The following is a 24,835-nucleotide window of genomic DNA, read 5'->3' as shown; positions in this document are numbered from 1 at the left end:
GCGATTCCGTGCGATCAGGGCAAAATGACTTCGCGGGAGGCGAGGTCGGAGAGAACGGCCGGATCCGGGACCCGTGCATCGACGCTGTCCTCCTCACAGAGGGCATCGATCAAAGGGTGGCCTTCCAGCGCGCTGCGGGCTTCTGTGGGAGATGCGAAGACGACAGCTGTGCGGGGATGGAACTCCCGGTCGATGAGCACGTAGCCTAGTTCGCCGGGCTCGCGGCGCTGCATGCGCAGCAGGTCGAGATGCAACCGTGCCTGCGCTTCGACGGCGGCGACGTCGATACCAAGATCTGCTGAGAGTTGGTCGTCCACAGTCCTGGGCTTGTCGGACTCCGGGGTCTGCCTCGCGCGTTCAGTGTTGTCGTTGATCATGCTCATCCCCTCTCGTAGGTCTTGTGGAAGCCGACGACTTTGCTGGTGATTTTCCATGCAGCGACGATCCAGGATGATGCGGCCACGGTTCTACCTCTGGTCCGCGATCTAGTCGAGGGGGTTCCTGTCCTCCCCGGTCATCTGATCGATCGCAGCCAACCGTCTGGCGATGGTTTGTTCGAAGCCATTGCCGGTAGGAAGGTAATACTGTGTGCCGCGGACGGCATCGGGTAGGTATTGCTGCAAGACAACTCCATGTTCGAAGTCGTGAGGGTAGAAGTAGCCTTCTCCGTGCCCGAGGCCCTTCGCGCCCGGGTAGTGCGCGTCGCGCAGGTGCACTGGCACGCTCCCGGTCCGGCCGCGCCGGACGTCTTCCAGCGCTTGGTCGATGCCGCGGATGACGGCCGGCGACTTGGGGGCCGTGGCGATTGCGACCGTTGCCTGAGCGAGGTTGAGCCGCGCCTCGGGCATACCGATCAGCTGGACTGCCTGGGCGGCGGCCACTGCGATGCCCAGCACCGAGGGGTCGGCCATGCCGACGTCCTCGGAGGCGTGCACCACCACGCGTCGTGCGATGAACCTCGGGTCCTCCCCCGCCTCGATCATCCGGGCCAGCCAGTGCAGGGCCGCATCCGGGTCGCTGCCTCTCATGCTCTTGATGAATGCGCTGACGACGTCGTAGTGCTGGTCGCCATCGCGGTCGTAACGCTGCAGCGCAGCGCCGGTGACCTGCTCCAGCACCTCGCGGTCGACGACGCTCTTGCCTGCGGCCTGCGCAGTTGCGACAGCGGTCTCCAGCCGGTTCAGCGCCTGGCGGACGTCGCCGCTGGACAGCACTGCAATGATCTGCAGCGCGGGGTCGGCGTACCCGATCCCGGTGGCTGAGAGGACCGGGTCCTCCTCTAGGGCACGCGAGAGCAGGTTCACGACCTCGCCGTCCTCCACAGGGCGTAGGACCAGCAGGATTGAGCGCGAGACCAGTGCCGAGTTGACCGAGAAGCTCGGGTTCTCGGTGGTCGCGCCGATGAGCGAGATGACCCCGGCCTCCACGGCGGGCAGGAGGACGTCCTGCTGCGCCTTGGAGAAGCGGTGGATCTCGTCAATGAACACGAGCGTCTGGAGGTCGTCGTCGAGGGCCTTCTGGGCTCCGGCGAGCGTTTTGCGGACATCGGCTACGCCGGCGCTGGTCGCAGAGAGCTCGACGAAGCGGCGGCTGGTCTGGCGGGCGATCACCGAGGCGATGGTGGTCTTGCCGACGCCGGGCGGACCCCAAAGCAGGACAGAGGTCGCACCCTCGCCCTGGGCGAGCAGCTCGAGCGGCGAGCCGGGAAAGACCAGGTGCTCCTGGCCCACGACCTGGTCGAGGGAGGTGGGCCGCATGCGGGCGGCCAGGGGTTGGATGGCACTCATGGTCTACTCCTTCTTTGGTTCGAGGCGGGCGATCTCGGCCTCGACCCGGGCTTCTTCGCTCTGTGCCGCGGCGGTGCGCGCCCTGGCCTCGGCGAGCCGGGCACGCGCCTCGCGCAGCGCCTGCGCGTCCGACATGGCCTCGACGGCGTGGATCGCTTCGAGCACCGGTGCGGCTGCGTACGAGGGCACCCGGACGCCGATCTGCAAGTAGAAGTCGTCACCGTCAGATGCGTGACCGACGCTGGGCGGCCGGCCGAACGCTGTCGTGCACTCCTCGTTCTTGCGCGTGTGGATCCGGCCGGCGAAGACCTGGGCGGCGTTCACGCTGCAGTCCGCGACGGCGGCGTGGATGGCCCGGAGCACCGGCTCGACGAGCTGGGTGTCGGTGCGCTGCTGTGGATTGACGGTCGGCAGGAGTCCGGGGTCGAGGTGGCTGTCTTCGATGCGGGGGTGCATGGTTGCTCCTTTTGCGGCGGTGGTGGCCATCAACTCTCGATGCGCGTGAACGGGCCGGAGTTGTGGACGAACAAGGCGATGATCGGCGCGTACCGGGCGTCGCGGTGTACGCCGCCGGCGTCGGTCCAGCCGCCTTGGGCGTCGAGCGTCCAGCGGTCGCCCGTTGCGTCGAGGTACTCTCCCGGCTCGGCCGGGAGCCGATGCTGTTTCACCATCCGGCGGAGCTTGCGGTCAATGGCGGCGCGTTTCCTGGCCGGCATGGGCGCGCCTGTAGTCCGTTCAGGGGGATAGGCGTCCCCGGGCAGCAGGTTCTGCTGCCTGAAGCGGCGCGGGAACAGTGGCATGGCGGTCCTTTCAATTGACGGTGCTGCGCTCAGGCGGAGACGGCGTCCTCCCGCTCCTTGTGCCGGGCGAGCACCCGGTAGACGGTGCGGTCGGTGACCTCGGCCATGTCGGCGATGGTCCGGGGGTCGATCCCTCTGCCGGCCATCGCGACGATGAGGGTGTCGCGTTCCTGCTTTTGCGCCTGGGCGGCGCTACGGTGTGCCACCGGTGAAGTCTTGATAAGGCGGTCGCGTTCGGCGGTGCTGAGTCCGCCCCAGATGCCGAAGCGCTCGTCGGCGCTCAACGCGTAATCCAGGCACTGTGCGCGCACCCCGCACTGGGCACAGACCTTCTTGGCGTCGGTGGTGTTGCCGCCCTTCTCCGGGAAGAACGCGTCGGGGTCTGTTTCTGCGCACAGGGCATCCCTGCGCCACTTCTCGTCGGGGTCCTCGCCGCTCATGACGGTGCGGCCGGGAGGCGGGTGTTCTGCTGTGCGTGCACCGTGGCTCCTCCTAGAAGTTGTCGTGCGTGTGTCGGTACTTCGTTCTCGGGGTGTGCGGGCACAGAGCCCCGGAGGATCCCATTCCTCCGGGGCTCTGTGCGCGAGGCTTCCGTCCTGTACTCCGGGGCGGCTGCGCCGCGCGCTGCTTCCGCTGTTCCTTTTAGTCACTGAAAAGGTGCGCGAAGTGTTCGTCGCTGAGGTCAATCTCGACGCGCTGGCCCTCACGAGAGACCGTGAAGACGCAGCCCTCGTCAGCGCTGGGCTGCCATGGTCCGCGCTGGAAGACCTCCCGCCAGCCCTTGCTGGCGGCCTCAGCGGGCGATGCAGCATCCTGGTCGATCGTCCATCCGACGAGGTACTCCTCGCTGCCCGTGCCCTCAAACGGGTCGAGCTGATCCCGGGGGAAGGCCTGGTCGAGCGCACGCTCGAAGTCTTCCCGGGTTGTGTCGCCGCCGGACACAGCTCCGCGGACGAGGTCGGCAAGGCTGTCGATGTGCAGGCTCATGGGGTTGCTCCCTGGGTTTCGGTTCGGGTGGGGTCTGCTGCCACCAGCGCGGCGATGAGCTCGAGGTCGTCTCCGCTGTCGGGGTCGATGAGGGTCCCGGCGGATCCGATGTCGGTCAGCGGCTGCTCGTGCGTCTTGCCTGCCGCGTCCCGGTAGACGAGCGTCACGCCGGACAGGTCCACGGCCGTGGTGCTTACCGGGGAGGACCCGGAAGCCTCGAACGCCGGCCGGATCGCCTCGATGAGCGCGATGAGGCGCTGTACCTCTGCTTTCCGTTCGAGCAGCGCCTTGCGCTGGAGTGCGCGCTGCTCGAACCGGGCCAGGTGCGCGTCGCAGCAGGTGTCGGTCTTGTCGGGCTCGTCCTTGAGACAGGACAGCAGGTAGTGGTCCGTCTCGACGGATTTGTCGACGAGCGTGTCGAGCAGGATGTCGGCCTGCCCGGCGGTGATGCTGAGGTCGAGGCGCTGCTGCGCCGCTGCCATCAGGACGCCGCCTTCCGGTCCTCCGGGACGATGCCCTTGGTGCACAGCCGGACGAGGGCGGTGAGCATGTCCTGGCGGTGCCCGCCCCAGTGGACGGTGCGGCCGGAGGCCAGCTTGACGACGATCACGGGTGCTTGGGCGTATCCGAGGTCTTCGGTGATGTGGCGGTGGTTTTCATCGCCCTGCTCGATGTCGATTTTGGTGTACTGCATCGCGGGCTGGTGCCGATCGAACAGGCTCTTGGCCTTGTCGCAGTTGGGGCACTCCGCCGGCCCGTAGATGGTGATTTTCGGCGCGGTGTGGGCGGTCCGGGGCAGGTCGCCGATCGTGGTGGGGGTCATGGGACTTGGTTTCCTTCTCTCCCCTGCTGGGGGTCGTTGTGGTGTGGAGGCCCTGGCTCTCAGACGTCGGGCTCCAGGTCGAACAGCCCGGGCTGGGCCACACGCTCGCGCAGCTGCCGGGCGGGTTCCTCGCCGAGGCGCTCGACGGCCTTGTCCAGGTCGCGGTAGGCCTCGGACTCGCCGAGTCCACCCATGGCCTCGATCTGGAAGTACAGCTCGGCGAGCTCCCGCTCGCTCAGGCGGTGGCCGAGCACTTCGGGGGCAGCGAGGTCGGTGTACGAGGCGCTGTAGCCCAGCTCCCAGTCGGACTCGGTCTGCTGCTTGGCTGTAAAGGCCACGAGGATGCCGTGGTCGGGCACGAGCGCGCCGACGAGCAGATCCGCCAGCTGGTCCGGTGTCGGGCTCCACGGCTGCGCCTGCTGGAGGACTGCGCGGACCTTGGTCCGCAGCACCGAGTCGGCGTACAGCCCGGGCTTCCCGCACGGGCAGGTGCCCGCGAGGGGGCCGCGATCGATGGGCACCCAGAGCCCGTGGTCATGCTCGAGGTGCTGGTCGGCGTCGTGCCGGGCGATGGCTGCTGGTGTCGACATGACCGTGCTGTGCTGCCAGCTGCACCCGATGCACGCCATGCCGTCTGCGCGCTGCTGGCCGTAGACGTAGACCTCGTGCTTGCCGGGGTGCTTGGCGCGCTTGCCGTCCGGCGTCGCGTCGACCCACCAGTCGGGCAGGGGCGCGTTCACGGCTCCACGTCCTTGGCTGTGCTGTGCATCTCGGCGAGATGGGCGATGGTGCGCCGGCGGAGCCCGTCGTAAAGCGCCCAGAAGGCGTCGTCGCGCGCGGCGAGCTCGTGTATCCAGCTGTTGATCTGTCCGTCCGGGAGCGCTGCGATCTCCGCCGCCTGCTCCGGATCGAGGCCGTGGGCCTCCGGGGCCTCCCGCAGCTCGGCGCGCAGTGACTCTGCGTCGAGCGCGATTCCGGTTGCGGGCCCTCGGTTGTTGTCGGTCATGGGTGGTCTCCTCGGTGTCGCTGCTGGTCGCGGATCGCCTGTCGCTCCCGCTCGCGGCGGGTGCCCTTGCGGGGCTTGGGGGTGTGCCGCTGCGTCGCACTGGACTTGCGGAGTTCCCGCATCCAGTGCGCCTGTTCGGGATTCGCCGACGGCCGGAAGCCCTCGGTGGAGTAGTGCTGCCTGCGCTTTCGGCTCATGGGTTCTTCTCCTCCGCCACGCGGGCGATGTGGCGGGCGCAGTCAGCCGCCCACGTGCGGGCATCGACGGTCTGCGCGTCGGCCACCGCCTTCGCGGCGCGGTCGGCGTCGATGGGCAGCCGATGCCTGATGAGCAGCGCCAGGGTGACGTCGAGCATCACGGTGCGCTCGTGGTCGCTCAGCTCCGTCTGCTCGGAGTGCTCGTGCACCCCACGGCGTTCGTGCAGGGCACGGTCCGCCCGCGAATCGAGCAGGGTCTGCTCGATCTCAGGGACGAGCTCTTCTGCGGTGGTCGTGGTGGTCTGGGGCGTCATGCGGTTCTTTCCGCCGGGCCGCTTGGCCCGGGATCGAGGAGCCCCGTCGCGCCGCCGTCCCACAGGGACCCGGCCGCGGCGAGGCTGCGGTCGTGTGGTCTGGGTCAGTCCTTTCGTCGCGGAATTGGAGGTACTCCCGCAGGGTCGGCGCGTCCGCGCCGGGAAGCAAGATCCGGTCGAGGGCTCCGTACAGGTCCTCGTCTCCGATCAGCTCGCCCTCGTGGGCGACGATGGCTTGCGCCAGGCGGACCAGCAGGACCTTCATCTCCTCGGCGCGCTCCTCGTCGGCGGTCCGCAGGCGCTTGATGTCGATGAGGCGTTTCTCGCAGAGGCTCTTGAGGTAGAGCGCGCCCTTGCGCCACTCGAGGAACTCGATCAGCTGTGTGCTGTGATCCAGCGGGGACAGCCGCCAGATCTCGGCGTCGTCCTGGCGGAATGAGAGCTGCTGGTCGATGCTTGAGGCGGTGGTCTTCAGCCAGTGCTCGGTCTGGTTGAGGCCGGCCGGCGTGGTGGTGACCTCGGCCCAGACTGCGTCATCGCGCAGGCAGCTGCGCATCACGGCGTCGAGCGGGTCCTGCAGGCGTGGAGGTGCGGGGCGGGCGGTGGTCGTCATGATCATGGCGGATGTCCTTGTCGGTCGTGTCGTTGATGGTCTGCGGAGCGTCGGCCCCGACAGCGCGCCCGTGGCGCTGGTTGTGGAATTAGGGCTCAGTCCCTGGTGCCGAAGCGCAGGTCGGGCCAGATGGGCTCGACCGAGACGCCCAGCAGCTGGATACGGGGGTCGCGGTCCTTGGCGCATTTCCAGGCGCGGCGAACGGCCGCGGCCTTGTTCCGGGCCTTCTTCTGGTCGTCGAACGGCCCAATCAGGCGCGAGTAGGTCTGGGGGCTGGCGGACTTCAGGCTCTCGGCCTGCATCATCACCACGACGCCGTAGCCATTGGCCTCCTCGGCCACCAGGTCCTCCCAGGAATCGTAGGTGCGTTCGGTCTGCGTGCTGTACGCCTTCATGGCGAGACCTCCTGGTCGTCGTGACGGATGTCGATGGGCCGCTCCCAGAGCGGCATCCCGTCCTCGCCGGTCTCGGCCGAGAACTCGAGGCGGACCTCCGGCTGGTCTATGTGTGCGCCGAAGTCCGACCAGCCCGCAGGCGGGAGCCGGTAGATGGGCTGCTCAGCCATGGGACTCGCTCCTTCTCGTTGTGGTGTCGTGGCAATGAGGGGGGACCGGGCCGGGACTCGACCCCCGGCATCACTGCCCCGGCACCCGGGTCGGCCCTGCCGACCCCGACGCTGTGCCCTCCGGTGACCAGCACCCGCAGGGTGCCGGTCACCGGTCGGTCATGAACCAGCTGCGATGCGTTCTGTCCCGGTCATCCTGGTCTCAGCCATGTGGCTGTTCTCCTGCGTTTCCGGGTTGGGTCTGCCGACGTTCGGCGGCCCAGGGGAGGCGGGAGTCCTGGTCAGCGGAGCACCAGAGCCCGCCAAGCGAGGCGCTGCGGTGGGTGTGGGGCAGGTGGTCCTCCCGGTCTCCGCACAGCCCGACGGGCAGACCGGCCGGGTCTCCAGTCAGCTCGGCGAAGCGCAGGCGGTACTCGAGCTCGGCAGCATCCGGGCTCCAGGCCTGGATCTCGATCCCGAAGGGCTGACCTGGAACCTCCCAGTCCCCCGCCGGCTCGCCCAGCAGCGCCGCGCGCTCGTCGAGCAGGATCCGCGAGTCGGCGTGCTTCACCTCGGCGGGCATGGCGGGGTCGATGCTGAACTTCTGGGCGATGGCGACCATGACGCCGTCTTCGACGGCCCGGTACTCCGGCATGTGAAGCTTCAGCGGGCGGACCATGTCGCCCACGTATGCCTCTGTCGCGTCGTGCAGCAACGCCCAGAGCGCATGCTCCGGGGCGACGAGTCGCGAGAGGAGTACGCAGTGCTCGGCGACGGACATGAACCGGCGGACGTGGCCGTTGTAGCGGCACTGCATGGACAGCGCGTATGCGATGTCCGCGATGTCCACGTCCTCGGGCCGTGGGTCCAGCGGGTAGAACCGGCGACCCGTGTAGGTCTGCATCCAGTTGCCGCGCGGAACTACGGTCGTGGCGGGCCGGGCTCCGGCTGTGGCCATCCCTGCTCCGTGATGGCGAGTGACGCTCCTTGTCCCCCGGGCGGGGTCGAAGCTGGCCGGCAGCTCGCGGTCGAAGAGCTCCTCGAGCAGCGCGACGTCGGGGTCGACGGGTTCGTGCTCTGCGCTCTGGAGCCAGAGCACGCCGTAGCGTTCCCCGGTCTCGCGCAGCACGACGTCGTGCAGGCCGTCGTCGGTGTTGTCGATCGTGTAGTCCGTGTTCGGCCCGAGGGCCGGTGCGCGCAGCGGCTTCGTTCCGGGCCGCGCTTGCATGGCTTCCCTGGCCTCGGCGGTGAAGCGCACGCGCGCTCCGTCGGGCCAGGCCTGGTGCTTCGGGTCATTCATGGATCAGTCCTCCTCGGGCCGGGTGGCACTGGCACTGGGGTCGGGGTGGTGCGCCGCGGAGCGCCGGCGTGTGGCTGGCGCTCCGCGGCGTCGGAATGGGTTGGTCAGACCCGTTCGGAGACCCACAGGTCGTTGAGGTCGTCCTGGATCTCCTCCTCGAGGGCGACGAGGATCGCCTCCTCGCCGGACACAGCCGAGATGAGGTCGTCCTGGACCTGCTGCTTCTCTGCCAGGACTCCGGGCATCCGCTCGTCCTGAGTGCCCTTGGTGATAATCCGGTGGATCACCACGGGCTTGGTCTGCCCCGTGCGGTAGAGACGGCCGTTGGTCTGCAGGTAGTGCTCGAGCGAGAACGGCAGCGTGTACCAGATCATCGTCGAGCCGCCGTCCTGCAGGTTCAGGCCGTGGCCGGCCGCCGCGGGGTGCAGCAGCATCACCTGGATCTGCTTGGCGTTCCACCGGCGGACCATCTCCCGCGAGCCGTCAAAGACCTGCGCGTCGATGCCCGCCTTCTTGAAGCGCGCCATCAGCTGCTCCAGGTCAGAGCGGAAGTGGTACGCGACCAGCACGGGGTCTCCCCCGCTGTTGCGCACCAGGTACTCGGCCATTTCGAGCTTCTTGTCGTGGATAACCTCGTACTGGCCCTTGGTCGCCGGGTCCTCCGGGTCGGCCGTGTAGAGCGTCCCCGAAGCGAACTGCATCAGTTTGCTGGTGAGGACCGCCTGGTTCTCGGCGACGATCGACTCAACGCTCTGGGTGAGCTTGCCGTCCTCGTCCTGGTAGGTCTTCACGACGTCGAGCACGAGGTCGCGCCTGAACTCCTTGTAGGCCTGCAAGAGGTCCGGCGGGAGGGTGACGTTGGCGTCCTGGATCGTCAGGCCCGGCAGGTTGAGGTTGGTGTTCTGCGCGCTCATCACCAGGTGCCTGATGGCCTCATGGATCTCGGCCTCGGCGTTCGGGGTCGGGATCCACTTCGCCGGGGTGGTGGTGCCAGGCACCATCTTCGGGATGAACCACCGGTTGCGGAACTCCGTGATGGTCCGGCCCAGGGCCTCGCCCTGGTCGAGCAGGTAGATCTGGCTCCACAGGTCGTGCAGCCCGTTCGGGCTCGGCGTGCCGGTCAGCTCGATGAGCCGCGTGATGGCCGGGCGGACCGCCTTCAAGGCCTTGAACCGGGCGCTGCTGTGGGACTTGAAGCCCTGCGACTCGTCGATGATCATCGTCTGAAACGGCCAGATGAGGGTGTCCTGTCCGTTGATGGACTGGATCGGCATCTGGTCGACCAGGCCGTAGCGGCACTGCGCGCAGCCGTCGCCGCCGCAGCTGCGACAGTCGTGGCTCTCGCGCTCCAGCGCGCCGCGGGTGACGAGCTCGCTGATCGCCTCCTTGACCGCGGTCTTGGTGGGGGCTTTGGTTCCGGACTGCCCGGCAGCCAGCTGCAGGAAGCGTCCGATCAGCTGCTCCTGGGCCATTGGTCCGATCGTCTCGATGAGCCCGCGCAGCCGCACGGCCTCCGGCGAGATCCCGGCGGCGATGGCATCGCCGGTGGGGTCGCCGGTCAGCTGGAGCAGACGCGCACCCTGGGAGGGCTGGGTCAGCAACTCCTGGTTGACGAAGTACATCGTCGGCGGGTCGGAGAAGACTTCCCGAAAGCGTTCCAGTCGCTTCTCCTTGGGCAGCTTCCGGTCGTTCTCGTTGACGATGAGCGACTTGGTTCGGATCGGGAATCCCCATTTGTCGATCTCGTCGAGCCAGGTCGAGCGAGCGATCGCGATCGGTGCGACGACGAGGATGTGGCCCATCGGCCGGACTGTCTGCAGGACGCTGAGGGTCGAAAGCGTCTTCCCGGCTCCGACACCAAGCCAGGCTCCGGCGAAGGGGCGGCTGACGAGGAAGTCGTGGATCTGCTGCTGGTAGGGCTTGAGCACGATGGGCGCGGGTGACGGCTGCGGTGGTGCGATGGTCGTGGTCATGGTGTGCGGCCTCCTCTCGTGGGTTGTCGGTAGTCGGGATCAGGCATGGAATGCCTCGCGGATAAGGCCCAGGCGGACCTCGGCGTCATCGGCCCGGCGTGTCTGGGCGGCGAGCTCTGCCTCCAGCCCGACGATCCTGCGCTGCAGGGCGGTGACAAGCGGGTCTTCACCCAGCGCGGTGCGTACGCGCTCAAGCACCGCTTCGGCAGAGGCATCCCCGACGGCCGCATCGGGTATGGGCGTCGCAAACGGCAAATCTTCCTTGGCCTCGGCGGTCATGTCGTCCTCTGCTTCCTGCCCGGGCTCGGGCGCGATCATCAGGTGTCCCCGGCGGCGGGTGGGCCGGGCCGTCGCGGGCTCCGGCTGGTCTTGTTCCGGTGCATCGGGCTGTGCGGGCGCGTCGACGGGCACGGCCTGGAAGGCCGGCTCCCCGGCCCCGTCGAACGAGACCTCGATGAGCTGGTCCGCAGGCAGGCCCTCGGGCTGGGCGTCGAACCAGCGGGAGAAGGCGGCTGGGTGCTCCACGAAGGCCACCGCGACGGTCATCTGCCGTTTCCCGCGTGGCCTGCGGTCTGCGGCGGATACTGCATGATCGGCCCTGTGCCCGCCGAGCAGCCGTTTCATGTCGGCACGGGCGTTCTGCGCCGTGCGGTTGGGTGAGGTCATGTTGCGCGGCACCGAGACGGATCCGCCGGCATTGTTGCGCAGGATGGCGTGTCCCCGGGACGAGACACGCCCAACGCAGCCAGCCCGCATTGCTTCGAGCACGAGCTCCGTGGCCTCGCGATCGAAGGTGCCCAGGTCGGCCCGGGTGAGCTGGCGGAAGGCCGAGGTGGCCTGGCCGTTGCCCTTGGTGACGCGGCCGCTCATCGGGCGGCCTCCGGGGTTCCGGCGTCACCGCGGGCGATCACCGTCCGGGTGCTTTCCGCGGCCAGGAGGTTGAACACCACGGCAGCCGCGTGGTCCTCATCGTCTTCGCCGCACATCCACTGCATGAAGTGGCGGAAGGCGCTGGCGCGGAACTCCTCCATCTCTGCGGCAGTGCTGGCCTGCTCCCAGTCGCGCGAGTCGTACTTGCGCGCTCCACGCTCCACGAGCGCGGCCGTCCTTGTGAGCAGCTGGTCCTGGTAGGGCACCTGAAGCGGTACGAGCAGGTCGAAGCGGGGCTGGCCTGTCTTCACCTCGCGCTGCATGCCGGAGGCGGTGACCCTGCGTGATCCCGAGTCTTTCGTTTCGTAGTCGCGGGCGGCTGTCTCCGGGCCCGCGGCCGTGGCTGTTGCGGTCATGATGCTGCTTTCTGCTGGCTCTCGATCCGGCGGTAACCGAGCACGTGGGTGATGAAGGCGTCGACGGCCTGCTCGTCATCCACGACGTGGATCTCGGCACCGAAACGGCGCATCTTGGCGTGCATGACGCGCTGGCGCTTCTCGAGGTCTCCGCCGGGTCGCTTGACCTCGACGAAGACCGTGCCGGTGGGCGTGAGGACGATTCGGTCGGGGACGCCCCCGCGGGCCGGGGACACGAACTTCAGGCAGAACAGACCGTGCCGGCGGCACTGCGTGAGCAGGTACTGCTCGACGGCCTTCTCCCGCTGGTTCTTCTTCCTCGGCATGGGGGCTCAGTCCTCCTCGGTCCCGGCAGCGTCGGAGGCGTCGCCGTCAAGGAAGTGCCCGAAGCCGACGATGTCCTCGTCGTCGATGTAGGCAGCGATGGCGTCCGGGTCGTAGACGAAGCTCGGGTCGTCAGGGTCGACTACGACCCAGCGCTTGGCCGCATTGCCGTAGTTGGAGAAGCCGTCGATGTCGGCGACGGTCACCAGGCCCTGGTGGGCGAGCTCCTTGAGCCGGTTGCGGATGCCGGAGTCCGAGGAGCGCGGCACCTCGCCGAGGCTGGTGACGACGCGGTCGTGGTAAGCGGCGATGAGTTCGTCGTGGGTGAGCGGGCCCTTCTCGCGGACGATGTCGAGCACGATGGGACGGACGCGGGATGCGCCGAGCGCGGCCTTCACGGCGGCGCCGTAGGAGGTCTCCGGGTCAGTGGAGCGGACAGGGAGTGTTGACTGGGACATGATGGCCTCTCGTGGTCGTGTCGTGTCGAGTCTGAATTGCCTTTCATACTCAATTATGACTCGAAGTGAATGATCTGTGCGGAACTATTCGCAATGGTGCACAGAGTTGAACAAGGGGGCCGCGGCGTGCGCGGCCCCCTTGTGCGGGCTATGGTGGATCGGCTCAGGCGGCCTCGTTCATCCAGTTCTTGGTGAACGTCTCCTCGAGCATCCGGACGTAGGTGGCCAGGTCCAGCGAGGCGATGAGCCGCTCGATCCGGTCGGTCGGCAGCTGGTGCAGGTCGTCGTTGACGACGACCATCGACCAGGTTGGGTCGATGGCGTTAATGCGCCGCACCACGACGTCCTGGTCGTCTGGGAGCACGGCGAGCCCGTCCGACATCCTGGCCTCGGCGCGGGAGCGGGCCCAGCCGTGATGGCGCAGCACCTCCAGCGCGACCGGGTCGCGCTTGGTCCGGCCGATGTCCTCTTCGCGGCGTTTAGCCTGGCTGGCCGCGGCGACCTTCCAGGCACCGGCGTTGAGCAGGCTCCGGGCGTTCTCAGTGCCCTCGCGGACGATGAACACCCGGTTGACCATCTGCAGCACCTGCGGGTCGCGGACGTTGGTCACGTGACCCTGCTCGCTGTACTTCACACCCACGGCGGGGTCGATGGGTGCAGCCGAGAAGGGGTAGGTGATCGAGCCGCGGGAGGCCGCGATGACGTTCTGGAACAGCAGGAGCGACCGGATCGGGTCGTCCTCCAGGACCGCCTCCTCGATCACCTTCCGGCCCAGCATCAGGTCGAAGGGCTCCGCGATCGCCGACTCTCCCCTGCTCGCCACCGTCTGCAGGTAGCGGGCCAGGGCGAAGTCGATCACGGCCGGGTGGGCCATCGACTTCGTCGGAGTCGGGCCCGCGTGGCAGGCCAGCGTGCCGCCACCGGCGGCGATGATCGGACTGTCTGCCACGGACCGCCCCGGCTCCGGGGCCTCCAGCTCCAGGCGGTTGTTCGAGTCCTTGCTGATGAGGAACATCAGCTCAGGCTCGATGTCGACGCCGATGGCCTCCTGCTGCTCGGCGAGCACCCGGTTGTTGGTCGCTTCGTCGAATCCGTTCTCGCCGCCGACGACCGAGTAGAGGCCGTCGGTGTTGGTGGAGATGATCCGCGCCCCGGCCAGGGTCTGGGCCTGTCCGATCCGCCAGCTGAACAGCTGGCCAAGGATACGCATCGAGATGATGCGGTTGTTCATCCGGATCGGCGTGCGGTGACTTGCGTCGCCTGCGCCCGAGGCCGAGTTGAGGATCAGCTTCGTGCCGTTGCGCAGCACGCCGAGCCCGGCGATCTGAGCCTTCAGCTGCGCAGCTTCAGGGCTGTCGCCCGGAAGCTGGGCCAGCTGCTTCTTTAGCCCCTTGATCTCCTGGCCGCAGCGCTCCTTGTCGAAGAAGATCTTCGCGTAGCGGTCCTCACCCAGCTCGGGGTTCCAGAACGCCCGCATGTTGCGCAGCAGGTTCGGGTAGTAGCTGGTGAAGTCCTCGTGGATCACCAGGCCAGCCGAGGTGCGTGCGAACTTCGGGTGCAGCTTGTCGGAGCCGTCTTCCTTGGCGATGAACAGCTCCGGCTTCTTCTTGGCCGGCTCATCGCGGTAGGCGGCATTGGTGGCCGTGCTGTTGGCGAGTACCACCTTGCCTTCCAGGACACCGCCGTCGGGCAGGACGACGTTCAGCGCCTCCGCCTCGGGCCGCTGGGTGGTCAACAGGTCCGCCGGGTCAGGCACCTGGGCCTCGGCGCGGGCGAGCTGCCAGGCCTGGTCAGGGTCGTCCTTCTTCGGCTTGCGGTACTTGACCTTCTCCGGGTCCGAACCCAGCAGGACCAGCCGCTTGTCGACGAAGGTGCCGTCGGGCAGGCGGAGCATGGCGTGCTGACGCTTGGCCTCTGCCACGAAGTCCTTTGCGTCCGGGAAGGCCTGCGCTGCCCGGATGAGCATCATGGTCTGATCGTTGTGCTCGACCTTCTCGGCGTTGAACACCGACAGGTCGGCTTCGGCCCCATGGATGCCGCCGGTGGAGAACGTGGCGAAGCAGGACGACGGCGAGGCGTCCGCCCGGAAATACGGCACGTTGTTCGGGGTCTTGGGCACATCGCGCAGAGACCGGGCCGGAAGGCTGAACTTGTCGCGGTACTCCTCGGAGTCGTTGAAGTTCTGCCCCTCGATCGAGCGGTAGTACGCCACGACTTGCAGGAATTGCCGGTGGGCCTCGCGCTGGGCTGCAGTCACTTCGGAGTGGGTGGCCGGGTCGGGCGCGACGTTCTCCTCGAAGAAGCGCACGCACTCGTCGAGCACGTTGACCGGCTCGATCCCGCGTTCTTTAGCGACCTCGGGGTGCGGATATACGAAGGACACCGCCTCGATGTCATCCAGTGAGGCGTAGGGTGCAAGGATGCGGCCCACGAACTTTGCCGATGAGGAGTCGACTGCCAGCCGGTCCTTGCGCACCGCACCGTTCTTGGTGAACACCGTTTCGGTGAACTGGGTGAGCAGAGCGGCCTTGAGATCGAAGTTGCTCGCGTACGTCGGGTGCCGGAACAGCTGGGCCAGACCAAGGCAGTCCGAGACGTTGTAGGCCAGCAGCTCATAGAGATCCTCTACCGCCTCGATGCTCGTGTCATGGCTGAGCTTCTCGGATTCCTTGATCTGGCGGCCGAGCATCCCGAGCAGGCGCTTGAGGCTGACCTTGGACTGCAGTTCGTTCAGCCGGGCCACGTCCAGGTGCCGGCCCGAGTGAAGCATGGCGCGGCGGATCTTCGCAGCCGCCCCGTCCCAGCCGAGGTAGCCAGGCATGTACTCGATGTGCTGGGACGAGAAGAGCTGGTCGTTGTGGTCGCGCAGAGTACGGGCCGTGGTCGGCTGAAACGGCCGACCGCTGCCCGGGGCCGGAAACGCCTCGTTGAGGTAGAGCGCGACCATGGTCGTGTCATAGTTCATTGAGTTGTAGCCAGCAAGGAACGGATGCAGTGCCGGGTCGTATTCGGGGTCTGTGTCGCAGACCGGACGCAGCGCCGCGGGGTACCCGCCTGGGTCGGAGTGGTTGCACACCTGGTCGGCGTTCGAGAGGCCCATCAGTTCGGCGAGCCGGAGGCTGCCCCGTTCGGTGCCGAGGTTCCAAAGCTGGACGCTGACCGCGGGCAGCCCCGGGTTGGAGCGGATCACGGTGTCGTAGAGGGCCTGGGGCTCGACGGAGGCGACCAGCGCCGGGTCGTCGGCCAGGAAGAAGATCTCCAGGTCGTGGACGGCGCGGCCCGGCCGCGGGGTGTAGGCGCACAGCGTGAAGACGTTCGACAGCGATTCGATGTCGTAGAACGTGAAGAGCGCGGTCTCAGCTGTGACGGGGGTGCGCTGGGTGGTCATGGGTCTGGCCTTTCGGTCGTCACCGGCCGTCACGGCCGGGGTATACAGTTATCTGGTCGGGGTGCCGGGCGCTGCCGCGGATGGCCTTAGGCGGCGCTTCTTCCTTGTGACGGGCGCGGGGACCGGCCGGGCACCGCGGGCCCATCGACCTCCCACCAGGGAGTAGCCGAAGTGCTCACGCTGGCCGGTGCAGTCGGCGCATTCCTTTCCGGGTGAGACTCCCTCTCCTGCACATCCGTCTTTCCAGTTCGGTTCGTTCGGGTGCGGCTGCGTCATGTCCTGTTTTCCGTTCTTGTCTTCAGTCGATCGGGTTGTGTGGAGAGCGGCGGCGCGGGGCGTCCATCCGGCTGGAGGCCTCAGCCACGAGCCGCCGCTTCTCCTCCGGGTCGGCACTGATCTGCGAGCGGACGATCAGGTTGGTGATCCGCTGTTCGCGGGCGACATCGGCCAGCGCGGTGCTCGCCCTGCCTTGTTGCTTGGCGAGGTCGGTCACCGCCCGGGCGAGCTCGGTGATGGCCCTGGCGATTGTGGGCATGGTCGGATCAGTCCTCTCCTGTGGTGTCCTCGTCGTCGGCGTCCACTTGGGCGGCGGGACCTGTGTGCCGGAGCAGGCCGCGGTAGTTGGCCTGAAGGACCGGCTGCGACTTCTTTTTCGGGTCCGAGCCGCTGTAGTGCGGGTTCATCCACTTCTTCAGCTCGTACTCGGCGATGGTCGTCTCGGGGGTGGCCATCATCTGGCCGGGGCGGATCTTCTTGTTCTTGTCCGGGCAGTGCCACAGCGGGTCAGGCCGCACGATCGCAACCAGGTCCGTGATGAACTGCTTGTTGCTCACCGGCGACCCCGAGGGCGAGACGTCCGCGAACCAGGCCTTGTAGAGGTCATAGGTGAAGGTGAAAGGCACCAGGTCCCACACCAGCCGCTCGCGGAACTCTTCCCAGAAGGCGCGCACGGGGTCGTTGGCCTCCTTGTACTCGGCCAGGACCACCTTGGTCGCCACCGGCTCGGAGAGCTGGTAGTAGTTGCCCGGGTCGGCTGCGCCGGCGCGGTTGAGCACGTACCAGAGGGCGTACTCCAGGACCTCGCGGCGCTGGAGGTAGTCGTCCTTGATGTACTTGCGCTCCATGCCGGTGAAGCTCTTGTTGAACGGTACGAACAGCTGCCGGCGGTAGAAGCTTTCGGACTTGTCCTTCACGCGCGGGAACTCGTTGAGGCACTGGACCATGAAGCCGAAGAACTGGTAGGCGATCGGCATCCGGTACTTCCGGTTGATCTGGATGACGTCGTTGGTGACGATCGCCTTCAGGTTGGCCGCTTTGTCGATGAAGGTGCCCACGTCGTTCTCGTCGACGATGATCGCGTTGGCGCGCACGAGCGGCTCGAGCGCGAAGTCCTTGCCGAAGTCGCTCAGCGGGATCGAGGTGTGCGAGCGTGGCCCGCACAGGTTGCGCATGAGCGAGCACAGCGTGCCCTTGCCGTTGTTGCCCTGTTCTGAATAGAACCAGGCAGTCTTGCCCCAACTGACGTGCGGCCGAATGATCGCGCCGATGACCTCCCAGAGCAGCTCGGGGATACCCTCCTCGTCGGAGAGCTCGCGGATCCAGGACTCGATGTCCCAGACCGAGCCGTCGACAGGGTGGACGATCACCGGGTTGTCCGGGTCTTCGACGTAGTCGATGTGGCACTTGGCCAGGAACACCAGTGCCGGGTCGAAGGGTACGAGCGACTTGGGTTCGAAGTGGAAGGCCTTGCCGCCCTCATGGATGTCCCGGGCCTCGCGGCCGTAGTGGAACACGCCGTTGTTCACGGCGATGAGGTCTCTGTGGCTGCACTGGTGCCGGCGCGGGCTGTCCTCGCGGAGTACTGCCAGGACCTCAGCGAACTCCTTGAGTGTCAGCTGCGTGTTGTAACGGCGTGCCGTGGTGCGGATGTCGTCCTCGCTGGTGGTGTACGTGCCGCGGCCCGGACCGGTGGCCTGGTACATCGCCAGCAGGTCGTACTCGCGGTCAGTGTCCTTGGCGCTGGGGGCGATGCGGATCACGTGGTGCAGGCTCAACAGGATTTGCGCCACTTGCCAGTAGGTCAGGTGCCGGGCCAGGGGCAGCTTCTCGGCAGCCACCTTGGTCTTGCTGTTCTCGGCCTTGGAGACGCCGTTCACGATCGCGAGCAGCTGCTTCTCGAGCAGGCGCGGTGCGGGCGGGTCCGACGGGTCGATCAGCTGGAGGTAGACCTCGGTCGCGCGCGTGACTATTTCGTTTTGCGGGGCGATGTCGCCGCCGTCGGCGAAGTACGTCATGACCTCGGTGAAGGCGTCGGCGACAGGGTTGGTCGAGGGGGTGTCGAAGTCCTCGTCGAAGACGGGCGTTGGGTCGTCAGGAGTCGTCATGCTGCTGTCTTTCTCGATCGCGTCGAGTACCTGCCGGCAGTGAGTGGGAAGCCGATTGGTCTCGTAATCGAATAGGAACGTGCTCACGACTCTATGCCACCCGAATAGTCTTTCGCAACGAGTCGACTGATAGTCGACTCATGGTCCGACAGAGGTCCCGGGTGGTACCCGGGTGGGGCTCGGAGGGGTCGCGCGCGAGACCCGGAGGCCACGGCGACACGACGAGAGCGTGCGGTCTGGAATGAGAAACAGCGGCTCCGGGGGCGTATGCCCCACGGAGCCGCTGGCTTCTCGTGCTCGAGCACTCCCCCGCGGGCGGCGTGAGCCGCCCGACCCCCTGGTCGGGGTTCGGGGAGTTCTTCCGACCGGCCGGCCGGGAACCTCCAGAGCTGGGATCCGGCTGCAGCAGCGAGCCGGCATACCCCCAATGGGTATCGGAAGGTGTACCACTTGACGTGGTACACCTGTTTCCCCTGGTCAGTCGGGGATTTCAGGACTTCTCCAAACGGGGTGTACCACATGGAGATTTGCACGTGGTACAGGCGTTTGCCCTGGTCAGACGGGCTTTATATACCCCCTGTACCACTTGTACCACTAAATAAAGACTAGATATACGCGCATGGGGATAAGAGCTCTTACTGGCTGGATGACCGATCGGAGGCGTCCTTCGCGCACATATGTAAACGCTCGGAATCTGGTGGTACTCGTGGTACACCTGCCGAAAACGCTGATCTACCAAGGCAATACGGCGTACCACGTCCGCTCGGGCACGTGGTACAGACTCCCTCGGCCGCGGTCGCCTGACCCGCGGTTTGAGCAGGCCAGCACCGGGATCGGGAGGTGTACCACGACACGTGGTACACCTCGGCGCTGCGTCCTCCCGTGCAGCGGAGCATCAGGCCCTGACGGCCCTGACGGGAGCGATCGCGATGGGTCCCGCGTCCTGGTCGACCGGGCTTCCGAGTTATTCCGAGTGATTCGAGACAGGCCTTCGAATGGTCGCCGGAATGGGACGCCGACTGCATTGCACATGATGAATCGACACTGATAGAGTGGGCATCGGTGTTAGGGCCAGGAACCGTCACCAGGTGTTGTTGTCACAGGAACGTGAAAACAGAAAGGCCGGAGAAGCATCCCCGTGGGAAGGGAGCTCTCCGGCCTTTCTGCGCGTTCACGCTGGTGCGAGGCCCTGGGTGCGCCGGCCGCCTAGAAGGCGGCCGCGCTGCGGCCTCGCCGGTATCCCGCATTGGGGGACTCGGGTATGTGGGCACGGACCCGGTGGCCGTCCTCGACGGCGTACAGGATCTCGTAGGTGATGGAGACGTTGCGGTTGCAGGGCATCACACCCTGCCTCCGGCGCATCTCGAGCTTGCGGAAGCCAGCGACGGACTCGGCGCGTTCGAAGAAGCGGGCAAGCATCTCGCGGGCGCGTTCGTGCGCCTGCTCCGCCGTGCGGCCGCTGGTGCTCATGGTGAAGAAGTGCATGGACCCTCGATCGAAGGTCGGCCTCTCACCGGTGTCGAAGTCGCTGGCGAACCGCGCGCGGCGCACTTCGCTGCCGCTGGGGCGCACGAGCCGGCCTTGCGCGTCATACGCGCACTTGTTGACGACTGCCATGGTGGATCCACCTCCTCTCAGGTCTGGCTGACGAAAATCCTTCAGCCAATCCCCCGGTGACCGGATCACCCCGGTCACCCAAGAGCAGGCCCTCCGGAGAGACCGTCGGCCCACGGCCGAAAGGTCGCCCGGAGGGCACCAGCGTCAGTCCTGCACATTGAGCCCGGCCGCTATGCGGCCTGTGGCTCGCTTTCCCTGCCTTCTTCCCCGCCGGCTTCCCTGTCGTTTTGTGCAGGCCCGGGCGCGGGTGCGGCCATGCGGTACACCGCCAGGGCGCACGCGAGGAACGCCGCGGTCATCAGCAGCGCTGAGACGGGGTTCGCCAATGCGCCCAGCAGCTGGGCGGGGACAAGGACGGCCGCGAGGTTGAAGGCCAGGTGGAGCAGCACGCACGGCCACAGGACGCGGGTGCGTTCGTGGACCAGCGCCAGCAGCACCGCCAGGGGCAGCGTGGCAGCAAACTGGACGACGTTGGCGTGCAGCAGGCTGAAGCCCGCGGCGGTGACGAGCACCGCCGCGACGATGCCGACCCTGCGCCGCAGCAGCGGGTAGAGCAGGCCGCGGAAAAGCATCTCCTCGGCCACCGGCGCTGCCACCAGTGCGAGCAGGAGGGCCACGACGGGACCGGCGTCTGTCCTGGCTCGGGTCGATTCATCGAATCCCGCCGAGCCGCCCAGGATATAGAGCCACAGGGCCAGGGACTGGCCGGCGAAGAACGCCAGAGCCAGGCACCCAAGCACCGTTCGGGTAAAGCGCGGTGTTCCGGACATCGGTCGGACCGTTGGCGCGTTGGCGAACCACCGGGGTCGGAAGAGCCTGGCAGCGCCGACGAGCAGCGCCACCAGGCCTCCGAGCACCGCCGTACCCAGGACGGGCTCGCCGACCACGGAAACTACGGCAAGGCCAAGTCCCAGGTAGGCGGCGAGCACGCCGAGGGGCACGAGGACACACCACGCGATGGAGACGAGCCGGGACTTGATGGGTGGAGCGGGCATCCCCGCCTCCTTTCCGTGGTCAGACAGACGCGGGGATCTGCTCTTCGATGACGGCCTGGACGCGGGTCTCGCCGCGGAAGGTGTTCAGCTGCAGCTTCGCGATGAAACGCAGCGTTCCGACCTCGGTGCGGCTGGCCGACCGCGTCAGAGCCGAAATCTCCGGCCCCTTCTCCTCGGCGACGTTCCACCACAGGCAGGACAGCCCGGACCTGGTGACCAGCCGCAGATGCTTCTTGCACAGGCGGCACACGCGGTAGCCGCGGGCGTTGGTCATCAGGTTGGCGTCGGTGCGCTCATGGCCGCAGTCAGTATCGGAACCGATCCGGTCCACCCGCAGCCCAAGGGGCTCGACAGCGATTTCGACCACCGGCTCGACGAAGCCGTGGCCGAAGGGCCGCAGCGCTTCCACACGCCGGACGAAGCCGACCAGAGGCTCCAGGTCGTCCAGGCCAGCATCGCAGTCCCGGTCCGGGCCCAGGACCAGGTCGGCCCGGCGCTCATCCTGGACGACAGCCAGCAGGGCAACCTGCGTGGCCTCCCGCAATGCTTCGACCAGACCGTCGAGCAGTTCCGCCCGGTCGACCTTGACGCCGCAGGCCTGCTGGTGGCCGATGGCACGCATGCCGTCCTGGTGCTCGAGCGTGTCGATGATGCCGAACCACGACGGTGCCCGGCCGGAGCCTCCGACGTAGTCATCCGGCCCGGCGGGACGGTTGAGCACGACGACCGGGTGGCCGTGGCGCTCCATCAGCCGGTTGGCGAGCAGACCGTACATGCCCGGGTAGGCCTCGGAGAAGTAGACCCAGGGGGCCAGCGGCTGATCACCCTCCTCGAGCTCCTGGGTGTGGACCTCGACAAGCTCCTTGCGGCTCTCGTTGGTCGCGATGACCTGGTGTGCCGCCTCGAGCATCAAGTCCTGGTCAGGCGCGGTGAACACACCGAAGCACGGTGCGAGCGGGTCGCCCGTGCGGCGCGGGGAGTTCATCGCCGGCGCGAGGTAGAACCCGTAGAAGCCCTCGTCGATGCTGTCGATGTCGCGGACCTTGCCTGCCTGGCCGAAGGCCTTCAGCAGGACCGCGAAGCCCTCGAAGGCCCGAACGAAGGCCGGGTGGTGCGGGTCGACGCGCAGCAGCTGCATCAGCGTCGACTGCCCGACGTCGATCGCCTCGGGGTCCGGGTCGAAGCCCCAGGGGGTCGGGACGGTGCGCGGCGCGGGCGCGTACAGCAGCCGTGCGATGGACAGCGAGTCGCGCACCAGCTGCCGGTTCTCGTACAGCACTGGCATGACATCGGAGACGGTGCCCAGGCCGGCGAACAGGCGCAGCAGGCGGATCTCCCAGAGCTTCTCCGGCCGGTGGACGCGGGCATAGGCCTCCAACACCTGGTAGAGCACGTGTGCGCCGCAGATGCCGGTGTTGGCGTAGGTCTCGTCCATCCGACAGGGGTCGACGGTGACGTCGGCGCTCGAACCGGGTTCGAGCTCCTCGTGGTGGTCGGTGACCAGGGTCTTCCATCCCAGAGCCCGGGCGGCGGCGATCCCGCGGTGGGAGTTCACTCCCCCGTCGCAGGTCAGCAGGACCTTGGTGTCCGGCCACGTCGCGGCGATCTCTGCGATGTCCTCGGCCGTGAGGTCGTGGCCGCGGCGGTAGTCGGGCACGTGCAGCTCGACGTCGAAGCCGAGCTCTGACAGTCCGGCGTAGCCGAGCACACCGGAGGAGATCCCGTCCATGTCGAAGTCAGGGGCGATGGTGACCTTGTGGCCGGCGGCCCGGGCGTCTTCCAGGGCCTCGACCATCTCGGCCAGGCCCAGGAGCTCGTCGTGTTCAGCTGATTCGATCTCGCGGAGGTACTCGTCGGTCCAGCCGCGGCGCTGGCACATCAGGGCGAACAGGTCGACGCCGTCGTCCGTCAGTGGATGGTCGTCGACGGTCTGGAGAATGGTCATGGTGGGGGGCCTCTCGATCGTGTCGAATGGTCGGTTTACAGGGGTGGGGAAAGGCACCCGCTGGCAGTGTGATTTTAGCAGTGCGGCGGGTTTATTATGCTGGTATAGCAGCGTTTTCGGCCTATGATGAAGGCATTCGAAAGATCTGTCGTTCTGGCGTGCCCAAAGACTTCTCTAAGGTGGTTCGGATCGTCTACCATTCAAGACATGGCTATTCGAAATATTGTGGAGTCGGACATCAGTGGCAAGCCGGATGCTGCCACAGTCACCTTCGGACTGGGCGACACCTGGTTCGAGATAGACCTGACCGACGAAGAGCGCAAAGAGCTTGAGAAGAATCTCAAGGAATACATTAGTAAGGGTCGAAAGGCCACTAAGAAGGGCGAGAAGAAGCGACTCGTGCCCGAGACGACGCCCGAGGAACGCGAGGAGATCCGTAAGTGGGCGCGCGAGAACGGTCATGAAGTGCCCGAGTTCGGTCGCATTCCCAAAGCGGTCATGAAGGCCCACGATGAGGCACACGGCATCGAGCGGACTCTCTAGCCCCATCCTTCTCGCAGTCTTTCGGGGCCATACCGGAGAGATTTCCGGCCACCTATTCGAATCAAGGATCAACAGCCCTGCAGCACCAGCTGCAGGGCTGTTGTCATGTCCGGGGTGTGCACTTGTCAGAACGGAGGCAGGCGCGGGTGGATGATGTCTTCGACCTCGATGCTTGCTGCCAGGGCGCGGGAGCGGGCGTGCACGGTGCCATGTGAGAAGTGCCCTGGCGTTCCGGGCATCAGCTGCTGCTGGCCGGTGCGTTGGTCGCACTTGCTGCAAAGGTCCAGGAAGGCGGCGACACGGACCTTCGCTCCCCCGGCGCGCATGGCGACGAGGGCATCGACCATCCGTTGGTTCCGGGTGAAGCCCGCCGCCTTGGGCTCAGCGCTCCAGTCGGCCGGGAACTCAATTACTTCGAAGCCGGCAGCCCGCCACAGCCGCTCGGCCATGGCGTCAGCACCCTTGGGACAGTGCCCTGAGAGGAGCACGGGTCGGGCGACCGCAGACGGTCCCCAGGCTCTCCAGGCCTCGTTCAAAGCCGCCTTCATGGCCTCCGCGGCGTCCCAGGTCCGGGAACCGGTCACGAGCAGGGCATGGCTGAATCAACTGGTCATCGTGATGCCTCCCGGCTGGTCATCTTGGTCATCGGCATAGATCCCGCCGAGGCCGCCGCGGTGGCAGTCCGGATTGTGATACTCGTCTGTCGCTGCATCATTCGCGTCCTCTTTCGCCGCAATGTTTTCCGGAATGATTCCCGGTGTTCCTTCTCAGTCGGCAGGTCACTACGCGGCAGCTGCCGACGCCTGGGCACTGTTGACCCTGGCACCGCCGCGTTCGTAATGGATTGCCACCCGGACCTTCCGGTCCTCGCTGAGCGGTGCGACGTGAAGGGTGTATCCACCGTCCTTGTCGCGCTCGAGGTAGGCGACGCAGACCGTGCCGCTCTCTTCATCGTCGAAGTCGACCTTGCCAAAGCTCTCCGCCGGAGTCGCCTCAGTGACTCGCTCTCCGTAGGGGATCCACGGCTTGGCCTCGCACCTGGCTCCGGTGTCGTAGGGCGAGAGCTGCGGCTGCGGCCGGCGTGCGGACCTGGATGCCTTCCGGGCGTGTGTCATGACGATGCCCCTTCTGTTTCTCGGGATGCAGGTGTCGGGCATCGAGTGCAGGTCCCGCCAGGGGTCCGCGGAGACTCGATGTACGGTCCAGCTCCCGTGCCAGCTCCGCTGGCCTGACGGCCTACTGGTGAACCGTGTCGGGAACTGCTCCGACTGGGCCGCGCAGCGGGCCGGCCGACGGGCCGTCCTCCTCGGACAAACCTGGTGCGCAGCGCCAGGTGATCCACCGCCTGGCTGCACCCTTTGCCGCGTCGTCCACCTGTGGACAAATGCGGCGGGGCAGGCGGGGGTGTCCTCCACTCAAGCGCAGCGCTGGGCATAGCCGGAGGGAGCGCAGCGACTGACGGACCGGCGAGCGAAGCGAGCGGTGGAACCTGTCGGCTATGCCGACCAACAGCGTCTCGAAGCGCAGCGAGAGACCGGAGCGAAGCGGAGG

30 protein-coding genes are annotated in these 24,835 nt (G+C 67.0%); 1 reads left to right on the top strand and 29 read right to left on the bottom strand.

All coding sequences use genetic code 11. The features are described from left to right. Positions 1 to 14: 14 nt before the first annotated feature. The 27 genes from PUN71_RS13935 to PUN71_RS13805 form a co-directional block, all read right to left on the bottom strand. Positions 15 to 377, bottom strand: coding sequence for a hypothetical protein (locus tag PUN71_RS13935; RefSeq protein ID WP_277798887.1), 363 nt, complete (start codon positions 375 to 377; stop codon positions 15 to 17). Positions 378 to 485: 108 nt separating this feature from the next. After that, positions 486 to 1,787: a replication-associated recombination protein A gene (locus tag PUN71_RS13930; RefSeq protein ID WP_277798886.1), complete on the bottom strand. Its 1,302-nt coding sequence runs from the start codon at positions 1,785 to 1,787 to the stop codon at positions 486 to 488. A 3-nt stretch (positions 1,788 to 1,790) separates the two neighbouring features. After that, positions 1,791 to 2,243, bottom strand: coding sequence for a hypothetical protein (locus tag PUN71_RS13925; RefSeq protein WP_277798885.1), 453 nt, complete (start codon positions 2,241 to 2,243; stop codon positions 1,791 to 1,793). Between the two features lie 29 nt (positions 2,244 to 2,272). Further along, a complete protein-coding gene (locus PUN71_RS13920; RefSeq protein WP_133830755.1) occupies positions 2,273 to 2,587 on the bottom strand; it encodes a hypothetical protein in 315 nt (104 codons plus the stop codon). 29 nt (positions 2,588 to 2,616) lie between these two features. Continuing rightward, positions 2,617 to 3,027, bottom strand: a complete 411-nt coding sequence (locus tag PUN71_RS23100; protein ID WP_142133561.1) for a WhiB family transcriptional regulator — start codon at positions 3,025 to 3,027, stop codon at positions 2,617 to 2,619. 202 nt (positions 3,028 to 3,229) lie between these two features. Beyond that, positions 3,230 to 3,574 carry a hypothetical protein gene (locus PUN71_RS13910; RefSeq protein ID WP_277798884.1) on the bottom strand — a complete coding sequence of 115 codons (345 nt, stop codon included), beginning with the start codon at positions 3,572 to 3,574 and terminating at the stop codon, positions 3,230 to 3,232. Then, positions 3,571 to 4,056, bottom strand: a complete 486-nt coding sequence (locus tag PUN71_RS13905; RefSeq protein WP_277798883.1) for a hypothetical protein — start codon at positions 4,054 to 4,056, stop codon at positions 3,571 to 3,573. Before PUN71_RS13905 ends, PUN71_RS13910 begins: the two co-directional genes overlap by 4 nt. After that, entirely contained in the window at positions 4,056 to 4,397 is a 342-nt protein-coding gene (locus PUN71_RS13900) for a glutaredoxin family protein (RefSeq protein WP_166185630.1), read from the bottom strand. The genes PUN71_RS13905 and PUN71_RS13900 overlap by 1 nt, the downstream gene beginning before the upstream one ends. Before the next feature lie 59 nt (positions 4,398 to 4,456). Continuing rightward, positions 4,457 to 4,987, bottom strand: coding sequence for a hypothetical protein (locus PUN71_RS13895; protein ID WP_277798882.1), 531 nt, complete (start codon positions 4,985 to 4,987; stop codon positions 4,457 to 4,459). A gap of 146 nt (positions 4,988 to 5,133) precedes the next feature. Beyond that, positions 5,134 to 5,403 (bottom strand): hypothetical protein, encoded by a 270-nt coding sequence (locus tag PUN71_RS13890; protein WP_277798881.1) that lies wholly within the window; start codon positions 5,401 to 5,403, stop codon positions 5,134 to 5,136. After that, positions 5,400 to 5,600 carry a hypothetical protein gene (locus PUN71_RS13885; RefSeq protein ID WP_056387535.1) on the bottom strand — a complete coding sequence of 67 codons (201 nt, stop codon included), beginning with the start codon at positions 5,598 to 5,600 and terminating at the stop codon, positions 5,400 to 5,402. Before PUN71_RS13885 ends, PUN71_RS13890 begins: the two co-directional genes overlap by 4 nt. Then, the gene (locus tag PUN71_RS13880) at positions 5,597 to 5,914 is read right to left on the bottom strand and encodes a hypothetical protein (RefSeq protein WP_277798880.1); all 318 of its coding nucleotides are present in this window, start codon (positions 5,912 to 5,914) and stop codon (positions 5,597 to 5,599) included. The genes PUN71_RS13885 and PUN71_RS13880 overlap by 4 nt, the downstream gene beginning before the upstream one ends. Beyond that, positions 5,868 to 6,533, bottom strand: a complete 666-nt coding sequence (locus tag PUN71_RS13875) for a hypothetical protein (protein WP_277798879.1) — start codon at positions 6,531 to 6,533, stop codon at positions 5,868 to 5,870. The genes PUN71_RS13880 and PUN71_RS13875 overlap by 47 nt, the downstream gene beginning before the upstream one ends. Before the next feature lie 89 nt (positions 6,534 to 6,622). Next, entirely contained in the window at positions 6,623 to 6,922 is a 300-nt protein-coding gene (locus PUN71_RS13870; protein WP_277798878.1) for a hypothetical protein, read from the bottom strand. After that, positions 6,919 to 7,092 carry a hypothetical protein gene (locus PUN71_RS13865; RefSeq protein WP_156400143.1) on the bottom strand — a complete coding sequence of 58 codons (174 nt, stop codon included), beginning with the start codon at positions 7,090 to 7,092 and terminating at the stop codon, positions 6,919 to 6,921. The genes PUN71_RS13870 and PUN71_RS13865 overlap by 4 nt, the downstream gene beginning before the upstream one ends. A 202-nt stretch (positions 7,093 to 7,294) precedes the next feature. Next, positions 7,295 to 8,371, bottom strand: coding sequence for an HD domain-containing protein (locus PUN71_RS13860; RefSeq protein ID WP_277798877.1), 1,077 nt, complete (start codon positions 8,369 to 8,371; stop codon positions 7,295 to 7,297). Between the two features lie 104 nt (positions 8,372 to 8,475). Beyond that, entirely contained in the window at positions 8,476 to 10,344 is a 1,869-nt protein-coding gene (locus PUN71_RS13855; protein WP_277798876.1) for an SNF2-related protein, read from the bottom strand. Between the two features lie 39 nt (positions 10,345 to 10,383). Beyond that, positions 10,384 to 11,214, bottom strand: a complete 831-nt coding sequence (locus PUN71_RS13850; RefSeq protein WP_277798875.1) for a hypothetical protein — start codon at positions 11,212 to 11,214, stop codon at positions 10,384 to 10,386. Then, positions 11,211 to 11,630 (bottom strand): dATP/dGTP diphosphohydrolase domain-containing protein, encoded by a 420-nt coding sequence (locus tag PUN71_RS13845; protein ID WP_056387550.1) that lies wholly within the window; start codon positions 11,628 to 11,630, stop codon positions 11,211 to 11,213. Before PUN71_RS13845 ends, PUN71_RS13850 begins: the two co-directional genes overlap by 4 nt. Next, on the bottom strand, positions 11,627 to 11,956 hold the full coding sequence (locus PUN71_RS13840; RefSeq protein WP_071416422.1) for a VRR-NUC domain-containing protein: 330 nt from the start codon (positions 11,954 to 11,956) through the stop codon (positions 11,627 to 11,629). The genes PUN71_RS13845 and PUN71_RS13840 overlap by 4 nt, the downstream gene beginning before the upstream one ends. Before the next feature lie 6 nt (positions 11,957 to 11,962). Then, positions 11,963 to 12,412, bottom strand: a complete 450-nt coding sequence (locus PUN71_RS13835; RefSeq protein ID WP_277798874.1) for a hypothetical protein — start codon at positions 12,410 to 12,412, stop codon at positions 11,963 to 11,965. Positions 12,413 to 12,575: 163 nt separating this feature from the next. Beyond that, positions 12,576 to 15,800 (bottom strand): hypothetical protein, encoded by a 3,225-nt coding sequence (locus tag PUN71_RS13830; RefSeq protein WP_277798873.1) that lies wholly within the window; start codon positions 15,798 to 15,800, stop codon positions 12,576 to 12,578. A gap of 298 nt (positions 15,801 to 16,098) precedes the next feature. Next, positions 16,099 to 16,335, bottom strand: a complete 237-nt coding sequence (locus tag PUN71_RS13825; protein ID WP_056387559.1) for a hypothetical protein — start codon at positions 16,333 to 16,335, stop codon at positions 16,099 to 16,101. 7 nt (positions 16,336 to 16,342) lie between these two features. Then, the gene (locus PUN71_RS13820; RefSeq protein ID WP_056387561.1) at positions 16,343 to 18,184 is read right to left on the bottom strand and encodes a DNA primase family protein; all 1,842 of its coding nucleotides are present in this window, start codon (positions 18,182 to 18,184) and stop codon (positions 16,343 to 16,345) included. A gap of 1,206 nt (positions 18,185 to 19,390) precedes the next feature. Continuing rightward, positions 19,391 to 19,756, bottom strand: coding sequence for a hypothetical protein (locus PUN71_RS13815; RefSeq protein WP_142133558.1), 366 nt, complete (start codon positions 19,754 to 19,756; stop codon positions 19,391 to 19,393). A gap of 215 nt (positions 19,757 to 19,971) precedes the next feature. Continuing rightward, positions 19,972 to 20,796 carry a CPBP family intramembrane glutamic endopeptidase gene (locus tag PUN71_RS13810; protein WP_277798872.1) on the bottom strand — a complete coding sequence of 275 codons (825 nt, stop codon included), beginning with the start codon at positions 20,794 to 20,796 and terminating at the stop codon, positions 19,972 to 19,974. Between the two features lie 19 nt (positions 20,797 to 20,815). Beyond that, positions 20,816 to 22,741, bottom strand: coding sequence for a DHH family phosphoesterase (locus tag PUN71_RS13805; protein ID WP_277798871.1), 1,926 nt, complete (start codon positions 22,739 to 22,741; stop codon positions 20,816 to 20,818). Between the two features lie 207 nt (positions 22,742 to 22,948). Here PUN71_RS13805 and PUN71_RS13800 point away from each other — a divergent pair, with 207 nt between their 5' ends. Continuing rightward, the gene (locus PUN71_RS13800) at positions 22,949 to 23,284 is read left to right on the top strand and encodes a histone-like nucleoid-structuring protein Lsr2 (protein WP_056387574.1); all 336 of its coding nucleotides are present in this window, start codon (positions 22,949 to 22,951) and stop codon (positions 23,282 to 23,284) included. Between the two features lie 125 nt (positions 23,285 to 23,409). On the opposite strand, the gene PUN71_RS13795 is transcribed toward PUN71_RS13800, so the two are convergent. Both PUN71_RS13795 and PUN71_RS13790 read right to left on the bottom strand, forming a co-directional pair. Continuing rightward, entirely contained in the window at positions 23,410 to 23,868 is a 459-nt protein-coding gene (locus tag PUN71_RS13795) for an SLOG family protein (protein WP_277798870.1), read from the bottom strand. Between the two features lie 198 nt (positions 23,869 to 24,066). After that, positions 24,067 to 24,399 carry a hypothetical protein gene (locus PUN71_RS13790; protein WP_056387581.1) on the bottom strand — a complete coding sequence of 111 codons (333 nt, stop codon included), beginning with the start codon at positions 24,397 to 24,399 and terminating at the stop codon, positions 24,067 to 24,069. Positions 24,400 to 24,835: the final 436 nt, after the last annotated feature.

This window comes from Arthrobacter sp. NQ7 (assembly GCF_029581595.2).
Taxonomy (GTDB): Bacteria; Actinomycetota; Actinomycetes; order Actinomycetales; family Micrococcaceae; genus Arthrobacter; species Arthrobacter phenanthrenivorans_B.
The sequence above is the reverse complement of the archived record's forward strand: the minus strand, read 5'-3'. Positions and strand labels throughout refer to the sequence as shown.

Coding starts and splice junctions, on each gene's coding strand:
- PUN71_RS13890 (WP_277798881.1), bottom strand. CDS start 5,403: ATGACCGACAACAACCGAGGGCCCGCAACCGGAATCGCGCTCGACGCA.
- PUN71_RS13835 (WP_277798874.1), bottom strand. CDS start 12,412: ATGTCCCAGTCAACACTCCCTGTCCGCTCCACTGACCCGGAGACCTCC.
- PUN71_RS13860 (WP_277798877.1), bottom strand. CDS start 8,371: ATGAATGACCCGAAGCACCAGGCCTGGCCCGACGGAGCGCGCGTGCGC.
- PUN71_RS13910 (WP_277798884.1), bottom strand. CDS start 3,574: ATGAGCCTGCACATCGACAGCCTTGCCGACCTCGTCCGCGGAGCTGTG.
- PUN71_RS13845 (WP_056387550.1), bottom strand. CDS start 11,630: ATGACCGCAACAGCCACGGCCGCGGGCCCGGAGACAGCCGCCCGCGAC.
- PUN71_RS13830 (WP_277798873.1), bottom strand. CDS start 15,800: ATGACCACCCAGCGCACCCCCGTCACAGCTGAGACCGCGCTCTTCACG.
- PUN71_RS13825 (WP_056387559.1), bottom strand. CDS start 16,335: ATGCCCACAATCGCCAGGGCCATCACCGAGCTCGCCCGGGCGGTGACC.
- PUN71_RS13820 (WP_056387561.1), bottom strand. CDS start 18,184: ATGACGACTCCTGACGACCCAACGCCCGTCTTCGACGAGGACTTCGAC.
- PUN71_RS13790 (WP_056387581.1), bottom strand. CDS start 24,399: ATGACACACGCCCGGAAGGCATCCAGGTCCGCACGCCGGCCGCAGCCG.
- PUN71_RS13925 (WP_277798885.1), bottom strand. CDS start 2,243: ATGCACCCCCGCATCGAAGACAGCCACCTCGACCCCGGACTCCTGCCG.
- PUN71_RS13885 (WP_056387535.1), bottom strand. CDS start 5,600: ATGAGCCGAAAGCGCAGGCAGCACTACTCCACCGAGGGCTTCCGGCCG.
- PUN71_RS13930 (WP_277798886.1), bottom strand. CDS start 1,787: ATGAGTGCCATCCAACCCCTGGCCGCCCGCATGCGGCCCACCTCCCTC.
- PUN71_RS13850 (WP_277798875.1), bottom strand. CDS start 11,214: ATGAGCGGCCGCGTCACCAAGGGCAACGGCCAGGCCACCTCGGCCTTC.
- PUN71_RS23100 (WP_142133561.1), bottom strand. CDS start 3,027: ATGAGCGGCGAGGACCCCGACGAGAAGTGGCGCAGGGATGCCCTGTGC.
- PUN71_RS13900 (WP_166185630.1), bottom strand. CDS start 4,397: ATGACCCCCACCACGATCGGCGACCTGCCCCGGACCGCCCACACCGCG.
- PUN71_RS13920 (WP_133830755.1), bottom strand. CDS start 2,587: ATGCCACTGTTCCCGCGCCGCTTCAGGCAGCAGAACCTGCTGCCCGGG.
- PUN71_RS13805 (WP_277798871.1), bottom strand. CDS start 22,741: ATGACCATTCTCCAGACCGTCGACGACCATCCACTGACGGACGACGGC.
- PUN71_RS13810 (WP_277798872.1), bottom strand. CDS start 20,796: ATGCCCGCTCCACCCATCAAGTCCCGGCTCGTCTCCATCGCGTGGTGT.
- PUN71_RS13800 (WP_056387574.1), top strand. CDS start 22,949: ATGGCTATTCGAAATATTGTGGAGTCGGACATCAGTGGCAAGCCGGAT.
- PUN71_RS13935 (WP_277798887.1), bottom strand. CDS start 377: ATGATCAACGACAACACTGAACGCGCGAGGCAGACCCCGGAGTCCGAC.
- PUN71_RS13895 (WP_277798882.1), bottom strand. CDS start 4,987: ATGTCGACACCAGCAGCCATCGCCCGGCACGACGCCGACCAGCACCTC.
- PUN71_RS13880 (WP_277798880.1), bottom strand. CDS start 5,914: ATGACGCCCCAGACCACCACGACCACCGCAGAAGAGCTCGTCCCTGAG.
- PUN71_RS13855 (WP_277798876.1), bottom strand. CDS start 10,344: ATGACCACGACCATCGCACCACCGCAGCCGTCACCCGCGCCCATCGTG.
- PUN71_RS13905 (WP_277798883.1), bottom strand. CDS start 4,056: ATGGCAGCGGCGCAGCAGCGCCTCGACCTCAGCATCACCGCCGGGCAG.
- PUN71_RS13870 (WP_277798878.1), bottom strand. CDS start 6,922: ATGAAGGCGTACAGCACGCAGACCGAACGCACCTACGATTCCTGGGAG.
- PUN71_RS13865 (WP_156400143.1), bottom strand. CDS start 7,092: ATGGCTGAGCAGCCCATCTACCGGCTCCCGCCTGCGGGCTGGTCGGAC.
- PUN71_RS13875 (WP_277798879.1), bottom strand. CDS start 6,533: ATGATCATGACGACCACCGCCCGCCCCGCACCTCCACGCCTGCAGGAC.
- PUN71_RS13840 (WP_071416422.1), bottom strand. CDS start 11,956: ATGCCGAGGAAGAAGAACCAGCGGGAGAAGGCCGTCGAGCAGTACCTG.